Annotated in this window: 15 protein-coding genes; 11 read left to right on the top strand and 4 right to left on the bottom strand. The window is 71.9% G+C overall.

The features are described from left to right. The first annotated feature begins 81 nt into the window (after positions 1-81). Positions 82-546 (top strand): DinB family protein, encoded by a 465-nt coding sequence (locus tag KBX50_RS22635; protein WP_210939574.1) that lies wholly within the window; start codon positions 82-84, stop codon positions 544-546. On the opposite strand, the gene KBX50_RS22630 is transcribed toward KBX50_RS22635, so the two are convergent. Beyond that, positions 540-1,235, bottom strand: a complete 696-nt coding sequence (locus tag KBX50_RS22630) for an RICIN domain-containing protein (RefSeq protein ID WP_210939572.1) — start codon at positions 1,233-1,235, stop codon at positions 540-542. The two genes, KBX50_RS22635 and KBX50_RS22630, sit on opposite strands and share 7 nt — an antisense overlap. 124 nt (positions 1,236-1,359) lie before the next feature. On the opposite strand from KBX50_RS22630, the gene KBX50_RS22625 reads away from it, so the two are divergent. The 9 genes from KBX50_RS22625 to KBX50_RS22585 all read left to right on the top strand — a co-directional run bounded on the left by KBX50_RS22625 (position 1,360) and on the right by KBX50_RS22585 (position 12,337). Then, positions 1,360-2,739, top strand: coding sequence for an FAD-binding oxidoreductase (locus tag KBX50_RS22625; RefSeq protein WP_210939570.1), 1,380 nt, complete (start codon positions 1,360-1,362; stop codon positions 2,737-2,739). 22 nt (positions 2,740-2,761) lie between these two features. Continuing rightward, positions 2,762-4,102 carry a class I SAM-dependent methyltransferase gene (locus tag KBX50_RS22620; RefSeq protein WP_210939568.1) on the top strand — a complete coding sequence of 447 codons (1,341 nt, stop codon included), beginning with the start codon at positions 2,762-2,764 and terminating at the stop codon, positions 4,100-4,102. Between the two features lie 103 nt (positions 4,103-4,205). After that, positions 4,206-4,763 carry a helix-turn-helix domain-containing protein gene (locus KBX50_RS22615; protein ID WP_210939562.1) on the top strand — a complete coding sequence of 186 codons (558 nt, stop codon included), beginning with the start codon at positions 4,206-4,208 and terminating at the stop codon, positions 4,761-4,763. Further along, positions 4,756-5,613, top strand: coding sequence for an SRPBCC domain-containing protein (locus KBX50_RS22610; protein WP_210939560.1), 858 nt, complete (start codon positions 4,756-4,758; stop codon positions 5,611-5,613). Before KBX50_RS22615 ends, KBX50_RS22610 begins: the two co-directional genes overlap by 8 nt. Before the next feature lie 40 nt (positions 5,614-5,653). Then, complete coding sequence (locus tag KBX50_RS22605; protein WP_210939558.1) at positions 5,654-6,748, top strand: hypothetical protein; 1,095 nt, start codon at positions 5,654-5,656, stop codon at positions 6,746-6,748. Next, complete coding sequence (locus KBX50_RS22600; RefSeq protein ID WP_210939555.1) at positions 6,745-8,241, top strand: hypothetical protein; 1,497 nt, start codon at positions 6,745-6,747, stop codon at positions 8,239-8,241. The genes KBX50_RS22605 and KBX50_RS22600 overlap by 4 nt, the downstream gene beginning before the upstream one ends. A 617-nt stretch (positions 8,242-8,858) precedes the next feature. Continuing rightward, complete coding sequence (locus KBX50_RS22595) at positions 8,859-11,186, top strand: bifunctional diguanylate cyclase/phosphodiesterase (protein WP_210939553.1); 2,328 nt, start codon at positions 8,859-8,861, stop codon at positions 11,184-11,186. A gap of 36 nt (positions 11,187-11,222) precedes the next feature. After that, complete coding sequence (locus KBX50_RS22590) at positions 11,223-11,981, top strand: MerR family transcriptional regulator (protein WP_210939551.1); 759 nt, start codon at positions 11,223-11,225, stop codon at positions 11,979-11,981. Positions 11,982-12,052: 71 nt separating this feature from the next. Next, positions 12,053-12,337, top strand: a complete 285-nt coding sequence (locus KBX50_RS22585) for a putative quinol monooxygenase (protein ID WP_210939548.1) — start codon at positions 12,053-12,055, stop codon at positions 12,335-12,337. 60 nt (positions 12,338-12,397) lie between these two features. Here the strand turns inward: KBX50_RS22585 and KBX50_RS22580 are convergent, their stop codons facing one another. Beyond that, complete coding sequence (locus KBX50_RS22580; RefSeq protein ID WP_210939546.1) at positions 12,398-13,168, bottom strand: hypothetical protein; 771 nt, start codon at positions 13,166-13,168, stop codon at positions 12,398-12,400. 59 nt (positions 13,169-13,227) lie between these two features. Continuing rightward, positions 13,228-13,878, bottom strand: coding sequence for an RNA polymerase sigma factor (locus tag KBX50_RS22575; protein WP_374224702.1), 651 nt, complete (start codon positions 13,876-13,878; stop codon positions 13,228-13,230). A 328-nt stretch (positions 13,879-14,206) separates the two neighbouring features. Between KBX50_RS22575 and KBX50_RS22570 the strand changes: the two genes are divergently transcribed. After that, a complete protein-coding gene (locus KBX50_RS22570; protein WP_210939544.1) occupies positions 14,207-15,361 on the top strand; it encodes a hypothetical protein in 1,155 nt (384 codons plus the stop codon). Positions 15,362-15,546: 185 nt separating this feature from the next. Here KBX50_RS22570 and KBX50_RS22565 read toward each other — a convergent pair whose 3' ends face one another. After that, positions 15,547-15,906, bottom strand: coding sequence for a helix-turn-helix domain-containing protein (locus KBX50_RS22565; protein ID WP_210939542.1), 360 nt, complete (start codon positions 15,904-15,906; stop codon positions 15,547-15,549). Between the last annotated feature and the right edge of the window lie 122 nt (positions 15,907-16,028).

Raw genomic sequence — 16,028 nt, 5'->3', positions numbered from 1 at the left:
ACAGACCTCCAACGCGGCCGGTCGCCGTCTGAGTCCGGTAGCCGGGCACGGTCTCATGAAACGCGGACTAAGCTCGGCCGGGTGGAGGTCGACGGGCTGCGGCGGGCGTACGACGCGGTGCTGGCCGAGGTCGACGCGGGCGGGTTCGGGCCGCCTCCGCCCGACCGGTACAGCGCCGAGCAGGTCGTGGCGCACCTGGTCGCCAGCGACGAGCTGATGCGCGAGGCCACTGAGGCGGTGCTGGCCGGCGCGCCGTACGCCTTCTACGACCTGGACGAGGTCCACCGGCCGGAACTGGACGAACTGGCCGCCGAGTGCGGCGGCCTCGACGGGCTCGCCGCCCGGCTGCGCGCCACCAGTGACCAACTTGTGGCGCTGGTGGCGCGGCTCGGTGCGGCGGCGGACACCCCGGTCGAGACGCACCTCCGCGAGGGGTTCGAACTCGTCATCGACGAGCCGCTGCCGTGGGGCCGCACGATCGACCTGCACACCCGCGTGCACCTGCCCCGACACCTGAACGAGCTACGCGCCCTGCGCCGCTACTGAAGCGTCCAGCGCTGGGCCGGGTTGCCGTCGCAGGGGGCCTGGACGATGTCGGCCCCGGCGCCACCGTCGCGGGCCTGGGCGCACTTGCCGCTGTGCGCGGCCACCAGCACGGTCGCACCGCCGTCGACAGGTCGTAGCCGCCACTGCTGGTTGCCCTCGCCGTGGCAGCCGAACTGCTGCAACCGGGCACCGTCGTCACCGCTGCCGCCCTCGACGTCGAGGCACTGGTTGTGGGCGGCGTTGGTAAGCGTCACCGTGTCCGGGCCGAAGGCATTGACCACCCACTGCTGCTCCGGCCCGCCGCTGCAGTCGGCCAGCTTGGCGACGGCCCGCTCACCGTCACCGTCGAGGCCGAGGCAGAGACCGGAACCGACCCCACGGAACACCTTCGGCCCGGTGATCGCGTCCGGATCCTCGCTGCGGCTCGGTGTGGGGGACGGCTCGGACGGGGTGGGGCTGGGTTCCGGTGCGCTCTCGGTCGGGCTGGCCTGCACCGTGCTCGGGGCGGGGGCGGCCACCGTCGGCGTCGGCTGCGGCTGCTCGCCGCCGAGCACGCCGGTGGCGAACAGCACCCCCAGCAGTACGCCGACCAGTCCGACCGCCAGCGCCGTGACCAGTAGCGGATCGCGGGGCAGCCCGGCGGGGCGGCGGTTGCCGTAGACGGTGCCCGATCCATCGGTTTCCGACATCCCGGCATCCTGTCCCACGGTGCGCGGCGGCGACCAGTCACCCCCGGCGTCCAACCCTGATCCGGTGCGAAACGCCCCCGATGGACATCCCGCCGGGCGCTCTCAGTACGCGTAAAGTGATCCCATGCACGCCGTGCGTGATCATGACCTGGCGGTGGCTCAGCTGCGACGGTCGTATGCGGCGGTGCCACCCGGCCAGCCGGTGCGGCTGGCCAAGCGCACCTCCAACCTGTTCCGTCCGCGCAGCGCCCCCACCTCCGGCCTGGACGTCAGCGGTCTCGGCGGGGTGCTGGGCGTCGATCCGGCCGCCCGCACCGCCGACGTGCAGGGCATGTGCACCTACGAACGGCTGGTCGCCGCGACCCTGCCGTACGGCCTGATGCCACTGGTGGTGCCCCAGCTGCGCACCATCACCCTCGGCGGGGCGGTGACCGGGCTGGGCATCGAGTCGACCTCGTTCCGCAACGGACTGCCGCACGAGTCGGTGACCGAGCTGGACGTGCTCACCGGCGCCGGTGAGGTGGTCACCGCCCGGCCCGACGGCCCACACGCCGACCTGTACGCGGCCTTCCCCAACTCGCTGGGCAGTCTCGGGTACGCCACCCGGCTGAGGATCGAGCTGCAACCGGTCCGCCGGTACCTGGCCCTGCGCAACCTCAGGTTCACCAACCTGACCGCGTTGACCGAGGCGATCGGCGAGATCACCGCGACCCGCCGGTGGGCCGGCGCGAGCGTCGACGCGATGGACGGGGTGATGTTCAGCCCCGATGAGGCGTACCTCGTGCTGGGCAGCTTCACCGACGACGTGCCGACGGTCTCCGACTACACCGGCCAGGAGATCTACTACCGCTCGTTGCGCCAGCGACCGCACGACGCGCTGACCGTCCACGACTACCTGTGGCGCTGGGACACCGACTGGTTCTGGTGCTCGGCGGCGTTCGGCGCGCAGCATCCGGTGGTGCGGCGGTTGTGGCCGGCGAGGTGGCGACGCAGCGACGTCTACCACCGAATCGTGCGCCTGGAGCACCGGCACCAGGTCGCCGCCCGGATCGACAGGTGGCGCGGCCAGCCGGCTCGGGAACGGGTCGTGCAGGACGTGGAGGTCCCACTGGAGCGCACCGCCGAGTTCCTGCACTGGTTCGCCGCGAACGTCGGGATGACGCCGGTGTGGTTGTGTCCGCTGCGGCTGCGCGAGCCGGGCGGCCCGGGATCGGCCCGGTCCTGGCCGCTGTATCCGCTACGGCCGGGGCAGGACTACGTCAACATCGGGTTCTGGGGGAGCGTGCCGATCGCTGAGGGCGCCGCCGACGGCGACGTCAACCGGGAGATCGAGCGCGCGGTGTCGGAGGCGGGCGGGCACAAGTCGCTCTATTCCGACGCGTACTACGACCGGGATGCGTTCGACCGGCTCTACGGCGGCGGGACATGGCGCGCCGTGCGGGAGCGGTACGACCCGGAGCATCGGCTGACCGGACTGTACGAGAAGGCGGTTGCACGAGCATGAGCGAGGGAAGCGGAGTGCCGGCATGAGTCTCACCGACCGAAGCCAGGGAGCGGCAGGCGCTCCCGCCACGCCGCCCCCGGGGGGCCGGCGGCGTGGGTCTACCGTGGCGGACATCGTCCGGGCGGTGACCTCAGGCCCCCTGCCGGTGCGCGTCAGCGCGTACGACGGCAGCTCCATCGGCCCGGCCGACGCCGGGATCACCCTGTCGATCCGCTCCGAGCGCGGGCTGTCCTACCTGCTCACCGCGCCGGGTGACCTGGGCATGGCACGTGCCTACGTCAGCGGTGACCTGACCCTGGAGGGAGTCCACCCGGGCGACCCGTACGAGGCGTTGCGGGTGCTCGGTGGGGTGCGGATGCGGGCTCCGGCGCTGGCCGACGGGTTGGCGCTGGTGCGCGAGCTGGGCTGGGAGCGGCTGCTGCCGCCGCCGGCGCCGCCGCAGGAGGCCCGGCCGCGCTGGAAGCGGATCGTGGCTGGCCTGCGGCACTCGCGTATCCGCGACAGCAGCGCCATCTCGCACCACTACGACGTGTCGAACGCGTTCTACGAGCGGGTGCTCGGCTCGTCGATGACGTACACCTGCGCGGTGTACCGCAGCCCGGACGACACGTTGGAGCAGGCGCAGGCGAACAAGTACGACCTGGTCGCCGGCAAGCTCGCGCTGCGGCCGGGGATGCGGCTGCTGGACGTGGGCTGCGGCTGGGGCGGCATGGTCCGGCACGCGGCCCGGGAGTACGGCGTCAAGGCGCTCGGGGTGACGCTGTCGCGGGCGCAGGCGCAGTGGGCGCAGGCGGCGATCGAGCGGGAGGGGCTGGCCGGGTTGGCGCAGGTGCGGCACCTGGACTACCGCGACGCTCCGCCCGAGCAGTTCGACGCGGTCTCCTCGATCGGCCTGACCGAGCACATCGGAGTCCGCAACTATCCGGCCTACTTCGGGTTCCTGCGGGATCGGCTGCGCCCGGGGGCCCGGCTCCTCAACCACTGCATCACCCGGGCGGACAACCGGGCGCCGCACCGTTCCGGGGCGTTCATCGACAGGTACGTCTTTCCGGACGGTGAGCTGGCCGGTCCGGGGCGGGTGATCAGTGAGATCCACGATGCGGGGCTGGAGGTGCACCACGAGGAGAACCTGCGCCAGCACTACGCGCTGACCCTCGCTGCCTGGTGCCGCAACCTGGTGGAGCACTGGGACTTCTGTGTCGCCGAGGTGGGTGCGGGCACCGCCCGGGTGTGGGGGCTCTACATGGCCGGTTCCCGGCTGGCGTTCGAGCGGAACGGCATCCAGCTGCATCAGGTGGTGGCGACGCGCAACGGCCCGGACGCGGTGAACGGCTACCCGCTGCGCCCGGACTGGCTGCCCTGACCGGGGCGCCTCGCGACTGAGTGCGGCCGCGCCGGAAGTTGCCGGCGCGGCCTTTCTCGATGCTATTGACAAGGAAGTTTTTTACGTACAAACTGATTTTGCCATGAGAGATGTCCTGTACCTGGAGCAGATCGAGCAGGCCGAGGTGCTGCTGAAACCGCAGCGCGTCGAGATCCTGCGGCAGCTGGCCGAGCCACGCACCTGCACCGAGGTGGCCGCCCGGCTGGAGCAGACGCCACAGCGCGTCTACTACCACGTCAAGCAACTCGTCGCGGCCGGGCTGGTCGAGCAGGTCGACAAGCGCAAGGTCCGCGGCATCACCGAAGGCATCTACCAGGCAGCCGCCCGGTCGTACTGGCTCTCACCGCGCCTGGTCGGCCGGATCGGGCTGCGCCGCGCCCGCGACGAGCTGAGCCTGGGCTACCTGCTGGACCTGATGGAGGAGGTCCAGGCCGACGTCGCCGCCCTGGACCGTTCCGCCCCGGAACTGCCGTCGATCGGCGTTTCCGGCGAGATCCGCGTGCCGGCCGAACGCCGGCAGGAGTTTCTGCACGACCTGCAGTCCGCGCTACAGGAGTTGTTCACGCGCTACGGCGGCGCCGCGGGAGACGCCTTCAAGCTCGCCGTGGCCTGCTACCCGAAGGGGACCGACCGTGACTGAACCGATGACCATCGCCGCCCGCCTCGCCGTGCCGATCGCGCGGGTGCGCCAGGCCCTGACCGACCCCGCCGAGCTGCGCGTCTGGCTGGCCGAGCACGCCGAGGTCGAGCTGCCCGAGCGGTACGAATTCTGGGGCCGTTACACGCCCGAGGGCGACGCTCCACATCAGCGGGTGCTGCATGCCGACGACGACCGGCTGCGCTTCGGCTGGCTGCTCGACGGGGTGGAGACCACCACCGAGATCACGCTGAGCGCGGACGGGCCGGACGCCACCGTGCTGCGGCTGTCGCAGACCCACTTCGACTTCAACGACGTGGTCAACGGCACCAGCATCCGGGGCGTCCTCCAGACCTACTGGGCGCTCACCATCGCCAACCTGGAGGCGCACCTGGCTGGCCAGCCGCTGCTGCCCAGGACGGACTTCACCAGCGCCGACTTCCGTGGCGAGATCGAGATCGCCGCGCCGGCCGCCAAGGTGTGGGAATCCCTGACCGACTCCGAGCAGGCCAGCGCCTGGTTCGGCTACCCGATCGGGATCGAGCCCTGGGTCGGCGGCCGGTACGCGATGGGTGGCTTCGACAGCGGCTTCGCCGCGAAGGTGGTCGACCTGGAGCCGGGCCGGAGGATGTCCATCGACTGGGGACCGAACGGCGTCACCAGCTGGGAGTTGGCCGAGTCCGAGGGGAAGACCAAGCTGACCTTCGTGCAGAGCGGCTTCGACGAGCAGAACCCCCCGTACGCGGCCTGGTCCGGCATCGTGTCCGGGTGGGCCGAGCTGCGTCGCTTCCACGAGGTGCCCGACTGGCAGCCGATCTGGCTGCCCGAGGAGACCAGCGCCACGGCCGGCTGACCGCGGCGGCACGGACGGTCCACGGCTATCGTGGCCTGTCGTGACGGACACCGAGCAGCGACTGGCCGCGATCCGGGGCGACGCACCGCCGAAACGACACAACGCCCGTACGATCGCCGCGCTGACCGGCAACCCGGGTTGCAACCGCCGGGCGGTCCTGGACGGTGCGGGGGTGGACAAGCCGGCGCTGGCCGAGCGGGTCGGCTTTCCCGCCCGGTTCGGGCAGTCCCGCTTCGCCATCACCCGGGGCAACATGTTCGAGGCACAGGTGAAGGCCGACGGTGGGGCCGAGCTGCTGCGACTGGTCGCGGAGCGGCTGGGCGTACCGGTGCCGGCGGCGGCCCGCTGGACGGACCTCGATGCCGGCGACGACCCGGCCACCCGGGCCAGACGCTCGGCGACCCTGCTCACCGAGGCGCTGTCGCCTGCCGATGAACCGGCGGCGCTGTTCGACCATCCGATGCTCGGCCTGTCGGTCGCCGGGCAGCGGGTACACCTGGAGCCGGACCTGGTGGCCGCCCGGCTGGGCGGCCGGTTTCACGTGGTCGAGATCAAGTCGTTCCCGGTGATCGACGGCCAGGCCGACCCGGCGAAGCTGGCCGGCGCGGCGGTGCAGTCCGCCGTCTACGTGCTGGCCCTGCGGGAACTGCTCACCGCCCGGGGCCACGACCCACAGCTGGTGTCGCACGAGGTGGTGCTGGTCTGCCCCCGGGACTTCAGCAACGCGCCGGTCGCGCACCTGCTCGACGTCCGCCGGCAACTGCTTGTGGTACGCCGGCAACTGGACCGGATGGACCGGCTCGACACGCTGCTGGCGGGCGTCCCGGCCGACTTCACCGCCGATCCGGCCGCCGATCCGGCGGCCCTGGCCAGTTCGCTGGCCCGGGTGCCGGCCCGGTACGCCCCCGACTGCCTGGCCAGCTGCGAGCTGGCGTACCTCTGCCGGCACGAGGCGCAGGGGCAGACCGGGGCGCTCGGCCGCCCGGTCCGCGAGGCGCTGGGCGGGATCGCCGACGTCGCCGAGGTGCTGGCGCTCGCCGGTGGGGAAACCGCCACGGACCCGGAACGGGCGGAGGCCGCCGCGCTGCTGCGGACCGCGGCCCGTCTGCGCGCCGACGCCCTCGCCAGCGCATGAGTACGTTGCGGGCGCTGGCGGCGGCGCAGGCGGTGGCCACGGGGGTCGCCCAACCGGTGGCCACCGTGCGGCATCTGCACCTGTCGAGGCGACCTCTGGTGCTGGTACCGCTGGCGATGGCGGGGGAGGCCAACGCTCCGCTCGCCGCGATGGTCGGCTCGGCACCCGGTGAGGGGCGCCTGTTGATCGTGCCGCAGCCACGAAACCGGGACCAGCGGTTCGCGTTCGCCGCCGAGCAGCGACTGGCCGCGATCGTACTGCCGTACGTGGACGCACATCGCACGGCGAACGAGGCGGTCGCCGTGGACCGGGGCCGGGACGTCCGGTACCGGTACCTCGACGCCCCGCAGCTGCTGGTGCCGAACCCGGCGGGGGTGACGTTCCTGCGGCTGCTCGGTCGGTCCACCCGGTTCCGTCGGGTCGACGGCGAGTATCCGGTACCGCCGCAGGTGCCACTGCTGGGCCGCTGGCTGACCTTCTTCGCCGAACGGGCCGAGCATCCCGGCTCGTCGGCGCTGGTGGCGATGACGCAGGCGTTGACGCTGCACTGGGCGACCGGGCAGAGCGCGGTCGAGGATCTGCACCTGCCGGCACTGCTGGGCTGGATCGCCCCGCCGGCCGGGCTCTCCGGTGCCGAGGCCGCCGTCCGGGCCGAGGACCCGTCGCTCTGCCCGCCGGCCGGCCCCGCCACCGATCCCGAGTTCGACAACCGGCTGCTGGCCCCGGCCATCGAGGCGTACGCTGCCGCCGACGACGAGGCGACGCGCGTCGAGGCGTACGCGGAGCTGGAGCGGCTGCTCCGGGACCAGCTGACGCCCACCTGGGAGCTGATGTGGCGCGGCCTGGGGTTGCTGCGTGCCCTGCCGCCCGGTGCCCGGGTGGCCGGGCGGTGGGACGGCGACCGGGACGCCTTCACCGCCCACGCCGACCACCTCGACTCCGACGGCGCGCCGCAGCCGCGCCGGGACGGTGCGGTGGCCGCCGCGGCCCGGCTGCACCGCCTGGAGCGGGCCGCCGCGACCTACGCGGTGCAGCGCGCCTACGACGACCCACTGGTGATGGCGGAGTACCGGCTGACCGGCGAGGCGTTCGTCGGCGAGGTGCTGCTGGCCGACCCGACCCGGGTCGACGACAGTGGCCGACGGCCGGTGCTGCGTCCGCGCATCCAGTTGATGACCACCGACCCGGTGCTGGTGCCGGTCGGCGCGACCCTGTCCAGCCCGTCCCGTCCCGGGCAGAAGGCGCGGACGGTGTTCGTCACCCCGACGGCCGACGGCAAGACCGAGGTGGTGTTGGAATTGTCCGGCGGGATGGGACGCGGCCTGAAGGCCAGCCCGGGCAGCGTGCCGGAAGTCGGGGAGCGGCTCTGCTACACCACGTTGAGCGATGCCTACGTGCCGGGTGCGGCATTTCCGGCCGTCGAGGAGACCCCGTGGACCCACGGCGGTCCACCCGTGACCGCAGCGGCGGCGCCCGACGAAGAATGGGCGTGAACGGAAGGCCCGCCCCGACGGACCACCCGCCCCGACAACTCACCCAGCGCAGAGCCGGACCCCCGACCGTCGATAGCGTACGGTAACCGCCTCCCGCCACGGTGACAACCTCACCTTCGGCCCCTTTGCTCTGCTTCACTATACGCATCGGTTGCACTGAGTAACTGGCGTCAACCCGGTGTCTCGCCGGTAAGGCCAGCTCAACGTGGGGTTGCGTATAGGTAAGCAGAGCAAAGGCGGCAGACAGCATTGTCGGTGGCGGGCCGGACGGTCACGCTTAGTGATGCGCTGTCATGGCCGCAGCGCGTCACGCTCCGTGTTGGAGTGGGGTGTGGCCGGTGGGGTGGAGCGGAAGGCGCGGCCCCGGGCAGTGGGCGGGCGCGACAGGGCATACAGCGGGGCGACCGCGAGCGGGGCGCTGCCCGCATCGCCGCAGCCGGGCGAGTCGCGAGGCGGTCGGCGTGAGACCAGGTGGTGCCCGGCGAACCAAAGGTTGTGGACTTGCCTACCGGTGGATCTGGCGGGGTGGCTGCGGGCGTGGCTAGGCTTTCGGGGTTTGCCAGGGCAGGACCTCGCCGTCGAGGGTGTACGCACGAGAGAGAGCCGGAGCGATCGCTGTGTCGCGAAAGGACATCGAGCGGGCTGCCGCGCGCTCGCCCGGAACGGACCGGGTCGGCCGGGTGGGGCTGGTCGGTGCCGGTGTCGTCGTCGCGGTCGAGGCGCTCTGGTTGATGCTGGGGCTGCCCGCCGGCGCGCTGGTCAGCGATCTGGGTGCGCTCACCGTGGCGGGCTGGGCCGCGGTGGCCTGCGTCGCGGCGGCCCGCCGGCACCCGGCGACGTTGCGCCGGTTCTGGCTGCTGCTGGCCGCCACCATGGCGTTGTCGCTGGCCGGCCGAGCACTGTGGACGTCCCAGCGCCTAATCGGGGATAGCCTGCCACACACCCTGCCCATCGGGTTGATCTTCGCGGTCAGCCTGTTGACCGGCACCGCCGCGCTGTTCTGCTCGGTCACCGCGCCGCGTACCACGGTGGGTCGGGCCCGGACCCTGCTCGACGGGGTGATCGTCGGGCTGGCGCTGATTCCGATCGGCTGGCTGTTGATCTTCCGCAACGTCAGTCTGGCCGATCTGGACGAGCCGCTACGCACCGCCGGCCTGCTGTACCCGATGTTCGACCTGATGCAGCTGACCATCCTGGTCGCGGTGGTCGGCCCGGGCCGGCCGGTGTGGCGGCCGATGGCGCTGCTCGGCGTGGGCCTGACGGTACGGGCGGTGGCCGACACGGTCTACGTGTCCCTGGTGGCCGCCGGCACCTACCAGCCCGGCACCCCGGTCGACGTGCTCTGGCCGCTGAGCTACCTGCTGATCGTGGTGGCGACCCGGATGCCCCCACCTCGGGACCACGGCGCTGTCGAAGAGGCCGGGGAGGCGCCGTTGCCGCCGTGGTGGCGGGTGGTGCTGCCCTACCTGCCGGTGGGCGGGGCGATCGTGGCGACCATGCTGGCCCGCGACGCCAGCGGTCACACTCCGATGCCGATCTTCCTGGCGATGATGGCGTTGTTGGCCATGCTGGCGCTTCGCCAGGGCCTGGCGGCCAACGAGAACCTGCGTCTGGTGGTGCAGCTACGCAAGCTCGCCTACGTCGACCAGCTCACCGGGCTGCCCAACCGGCTGGAGTTCACCCGCCGACTGCGTGGTGCGCTGCGCGGCACCGACCGGGTGGCCGTGCTGCTGTTGGACCTGGACGGGTTCAAGCAGGTGAACGATCGGTTCGGGCACACCACCGGCGACACGCTGCTGTCCGGCCTGTCCCGGCGGATGCGTCGGGCGGTCGGTGACGACGGCATGATCGCCCGGATCGGTGGTGACGAGTTCGCGGTGCTGGTCACCGACGGGCGGCCGTTGGCGCCGGAACGACTGGCCGAGCGGTTGTTGGCGGCGCTGCAACCATCGCCCGGGGAGGAACTGGTCGGGGTGCACCCGTCGGCCAGCATCGGCATCGCCGAGTACGGGCCCCAGCACATCTCGCACACGGACCTGCTGCGCGATGCGGACATCGCGATGTACGCGGCGAAGGCGGCCGGCAAATCCGCGTACCGACGGTGCACGCAGGGGCTGCGGGAGTCGGCGGTGAGCCGGGCCGAGCTGATCGCCGACCTGCGGCGGGCCGTCGACGAGGAGCAGTTGCACCTGGAGTTCCAACCGATCGTGGACCTGGCCACCGGGGCGGTGCGCAGCGCGGAGGCGTTGGTTCGGTGGCGACATCCCCGGCTGGGCGTGCTCAGCCCGGCCCGGTTCCTGCCGCTGGCCGAGGAGACCGGGCTGATCCTGCCGATCGACAGGTGGGTCATCCACGAGGCGTGCCGGGCGGCGGCCACCTGGCAGGACCACGTTCCGTCGGCGACGGTCGCGGTGAACATCGCCGCGTCGCACCTGCGCCGCCCCGACCTGATCGCCACCGTCACCGAGGCCACCGCGGGCGCCGGACTGGCGCCCCGAGCACTGACCCTGGAACTGACCGAGTCGGCGCTGATCGAGGGCAGCGACGCGGTGCTGGACCGGTTGAGGCAGCTGCGCGAGTTGGGTATCCGGATCGCCATCGACGACTTCGGCACCGGGTACTCGTCGCTGAGCTACCTGCACCGGATCCCGGCGACCGAGTTGAAGATCGATCGGTCGTTCGTGGCCCGGATCCCCGAGGACGCCCGGGCGTACGCGACGGTGGAGATGGTGACCCGGCTGGCCGGCGCGTTCGACCTGAGCGTGGTGGCCGAGGGGGTGGAGACCGAGCGGCAGCACGAGGCCGTGGCCGCGATCGGCTGCATGCAGGGGCAGGGTTACCGCTACGGTCGCCCGACCGGCCTGGCCGAGCTGCGTACCGTCCTGGTGAAGGCCGACCCGCCGGGGGTGTCCGGCGTCGCAGAATCTGGCTTGACCCTCACGTAACGGCAGGCGGGACCGTGGTTCCGGAAAGGGGGAACCATGGCCCACACGGTTGGTCAGGTGGCGAAGCTCGCCGGCGTGACAGTCCGGACGCTGCACCACTACGACGAGATCGGTCTGCTGACGCCGAGCGGGCGTAGCGGCGCGGGCTACCGCCGCTACTCCGAGGCGGACCTGGAGCGGTTGCAGCTGATCCGGTACTACCGCGAGCTGGGGTTCCCGTTGGACGAGATCGCCGTGATCCTCGACGACCCGTCGTGCGAACCGGGAGCGCACCTGCGCCGCCAGCACGAGCTGTTGACGGTGCGGATCAAGCGCCTTCAGGAGATGGTCGCGGCGATCGAATTCGCGATGGAGGCGAGCAAGATGAACATCCAACTGACCCCGCAGGAGCGGTTCGAGGTCTTCGGGGACTTCGACCCGGACGCGCACGCCGAGGAGGCGGAGCAGCGGTGGGGCGGCACCGAGGCGTACCGGGAGTCGACCCGGCGGACGTCGAGCTACAGCAAGCAGGACTGGCAGCGGTTCAAGGCCGAGACCGAGGACTGGGGGCGGCGGATCGTGGCGCTGATGGCCTCGGGCGCGCCGGCCGACGGGCCGGCGGCCATGGAGCTGGCTGAGGAGCACCGGCAGCAGATCAGCCGCTGGTTCTACGAGTGCTCGTACGAGATCCACACCGGTCTGGCCGACCTGTACCTCGCCGACGAACGGTTCACCGCGCACTACGAGGCGAAGGCTCCCGGGCTCACGGAGTACCTGGCTGAGGCGATCCACGCCAACGCGATCAGCCGCGCCTGATCCCGCGTGCGGACGATGGCGGATCGGGAGAGTATGACTGGCGTCCGCTCTCCCGATCTTCGGAGGTTGTCTTGCTGATAGTCGCCGGCGCGTTACAGGTCGACCCCGCCGGGCGGGACGACTACCTGGCCACCTGCGCCGAGATCGTCCGTCAGGCCCGCGAGGCACCCGGTTGTCTCGACTTCTCCATCAGTCCGGACCTGATCGAGCCGGGGCGGATCAACGTCTACGAGCGGTGGGAGTCCGAGGAGCAGCTGCTGGACTTCCGCGGCGCCGGCCCCGAACCGGAGCAGCAGGTGGCAATCGTCGAGGCCGAAGTCCAGAAGTTCCTGATCAGCACGGTCGAGTCACCCTGATCGTCTGTCGAAGCGGGCGCGGGGCCGAGCGGGTCGGGGAGAACCCGCCCGGCCCCGCGGTCAGCGGCCGGGGGTGCGGGGCGTCGCGGCCGGAACGCTCCCGGTAGGCGCACCGGGGACGGTCACGGTCGGGGCGCCACCGGGCCGCTTGGTGGCAGGCGTGTCAGGCCGGCTCGTCGGTGTGCCACCGCGCGTGTCGGGGGTGGGCCGGGTGGTCGGCCGTCCGGCACCGCTCGGCGCGCCCGTGGGGCGGGCACGTTCCTCCGATACGGCGTCCGCGCAGTATTCGTCGACCTGTCCGGCGCCGCCGGCCGCCTCGACAAGTTCGGCGAAAGCCGGGTTCTCCGCCGCCTTGCCCGGGTTCGTGGCGGCGCCGGCCGCATAGGCCCGGCACAGACCGACCAGCGAGGGTGACGGCCCGTCGTTCGCGCCGGCCCGGTCAGCTGGCCCGGCCGGGTGCGACGGGGTGGCTGTCGGTGCTGCCGGGGCGTGGGTAGCCGGGCGCGTGGTCGGGCCCACCAGCGGGTTGGGCAGCGTACCGGTACCGGCGGCCAGCGCTACGCCACCGAGCCCGGTGGCGGCGACGACGGCTGCGGCCTTGACGGTGAGCAGTTTCCCCAGCGTGATCTTGAGCATTGACTCTCTCCGTGGTCGAGGTTCGGGGGCGAGATCGGCGGCAGCCCGGAATGCGGCCACCGCCAGATGCTCTCCAGCCATCTCGTCGTGTCGTGCCGGCCCGCGTGCCGCGCGTAGTGGCGCGGCGAGCGGACCGGCTTGGCTCAGGGCGACCGGATCGGCGTCCAGCAGCCGCTCTGCGGTCTCCCTGTCCATTCGTCGAGGTGACGGTTTGCTCATCTCGTCTTCCCTGGCGTCGTCCCGGATCATTTGCGTCACTCACCCGCCGCGAGTCGACGCATCGTGGGGGTGGGTGGGCGTAGGCCCTGTTCAGGTGCGATAGCCCGGTCCTGGGCGGTCTGCGGGTCGAGACGCGCGGCCAGCCGGCGTAATCCCCGCCAGGCGGCAGTACGCACCGCGCCAGGACGCTTGCCGAGCACCTGGGCGGCGGCCCGGGCGTCGAGTCCGACCACCACCCGTAGCAGGATCGCCTCGGCCTGGTCACTTGGCAGCGTGGCGATCAACTCAATGGCGGCGCGGGTCGCGGCGGCTTGAACGGCCTGATCGGCGGTGTCCTGATCGGCGGGCAGGTCGACCAGTGCGTCGGCAGGCAAGGCCGTCGACGGTCGCCGTCCCTGGCGGCGTAGGTGATCCAGCGCCCGGTGCCGGGCTATCCCGGCGGTCCAGGCCCGGAACCCAGCCCCTTCCTCGCGGAATCGCCGCAGGTCGCGGGTGATCTGCAACCACGCCTCCGAGGCCACGTCCTCGGCATCGCCGCCCACCAGGCCCCGCAGATAGCGCAACAGACCGGGCTGCACCTGCCGGTACAGCAGGCGGAACGCATCTTCGTCGCCATCCTGCGCGGCCCGTACCAGCGCGGTGAGATCGGATTCGCTACCGCCGCCGGTGCCGCTCGTCACCGCCACCGCCGGCAGGAATCCACCGCCACGACCGCCAGTTCCGGTATCGCCAGCACCTCGCCACCAGATTCGCCATCACGGGCCACGCCACTGGACGACAGCCCTCGTAAAACCCGTACGAGTGATTGGCGTACCGGTGGCCGGTATCGTCACAGCCCGCCTGAGGGGAAAGGCGAATGGCGCAGGGTAAACCGCCATCTCGTCCGTATTGCTCCACCGATCGGGTAATTCGACCACTTCTGGCCGTGTCCATGCCGGTGCTCGCAACCGTTAACACTGTGACACCCCATTTGGTGGCCTGCGGTTGGTGGCATGCGCGGCGAGGGAGTTCGGCGTGGCGAGGACTGATTCGACGGGTTCGACATGGCGGTACCGGTGGGCGCGCCGGCAGAACGAGCGCCGGCTGCGGCTGTTCCGCAGCGCCGAAGGGACCTGGCGGCGACGCGACGACGACCTGCGTCGGCTGCGTACGCTCGCCGAGCAGTGCCAGGGCTCGACCACGGCCGGCGACGGCCTCCCGCTGGAACTGGCCCCCGACGAGGTGGTACTCCGGGTGGTGCCGGCGGCCCAACTGGTGGAGCTGCGGCACAACGCAGTACTGCCCGCCCCTGACCTGACCGTCGGCGCGCAGACCGGCCGGCTGCGGCGACGCCTGCCCGACGGGGTGCGGGTCACCGACGCCGGCATGGCGGTGATCACCAACCGCCGACTGGTGCTGCTCGGCGGGCGGGGCCGACGCGACTGGGCGTACGGCAGGATGACCGGTCTGTCGCACGACCCGCACGCGTCGGTCACCCTGATCCAGGTGCTGGACCGGCGGCGGACCTCGGGGGTGCTGCTGCGCCCGGACGTGGCGGCCGAGTTCCGGTTCGTACTGACCCTGGCCTTCGCCGACGCCATCGAGCAGCGTCAGGCGGTCATCGACCAGCTCGACGAGTTGATCGACGAGCACGCCCGGCTGCGCCCGTCCCGCCCGGGCATCGCCACCCCTGGCCAGGCCCGACTGTTGACTCTGATCCCCGGCGGCCGGCGGACCGCCGTGGTCGCCGCCGCGCTGGCCGTGATGGTGCCGGTGGCCCTGGCCAACTCCGGCCCGTCCGACCCGACCAGCACCGAAACCGCGGTGGCCGCGACCGGGGCGCCGGCAACGACCAGCTCCTCGACCGGATCGCGCGCCACCGGCTCAGCGCCGGCACTGCCCGCCACCGGCTCCGCGCCGACACCGCGCGCCACCGGCTCGGCCAAGGCCAGCCCGAAGCCCGAGCGGCGCTGCGGCGCTCCCAAGAACCCGATGGGGTACGACTTCTGCGGCGGGAAACGGGTCCGCGAACCCGCCCGCGAGGTGTGCGAGCACTTCGACTGCGTGCCCGGCTTCTGGGAGGGCCGCGGCTACCTGGTGCAGTGCGAGAACGGCAAGGTCAGCCTGGCCGGCGGCAGCCCCCGGGCCTGCGGCCTGCACGGCGGCGTCCGCCGCACCGTCACGACCTGACCACCCCACCACCTGCTCGCCCGCAACCTCGAAAAGCGCCAGGTGAGGCCGCACTATCCCCGAAGTTGCTGGGTGGTGGCGGGGGTGAGGCCGCACTATCCCCGAAGTTGCTAGGTGGTGGCGGGGGTGAGGGCGCAAGGTGCTGGGTGGTGTGCGGATCTGGCCGGCGGGTGACGGGGGCACGGTCAGGCGGAGGCGGTGGGGGCCTCGGCGGCCAGCCGCTCGACCCGGCGCTGCCCCCACTCGCCCAGGGGCCCGAGCGCCTCGTTGAGTGACCGGCCGTGCTCGGTCAGGGAGTACTCCACTTTGGGCGGGACCTCCCGGTAGACCTCGCGGTGGACCAGACCGTCCTGTTCCAGCTCCCGCAGATGCTGGATGAGCATCTTCTCGCTCACCCCAGGCAGGCCCCGCCTCAGCTCACCGAACCGGCGGGTGCCGTGGTTGTCCAGCTCCCACAGGATCAGCGACTTCCACTTCCCTGACACCACGTCCATCGCGGCGTCGATCCCGCAGATGTACGGGCCGCACCTGTCGCCCGATGCCATGGATCCGCCTCCTCGGTAGCCGATCTTCATCACTTACCTTGAGGTAAGTATTGAACAATATAGTGGGTACTTGCCCGCTCGATTGTGGTCGCCAACCATGGTGATCGGCGCGCCCGTCAGAT

This window comes from Micromonospora sp. C51 (assembly GCF_018070435.1).
Classification (GTDB): domain Bacteria; phylum Actinomycetota; class Actinomycetes; order Mycobacteriales; family Micromonosporaceae; genus Micromonospora; species Micromonospora sediminimaris.
The sequence above is the reverse complement of the archived record's forward strand: the minus strand, read 5'-3'. Positions and strand labels throughout refer to the sequence as shown.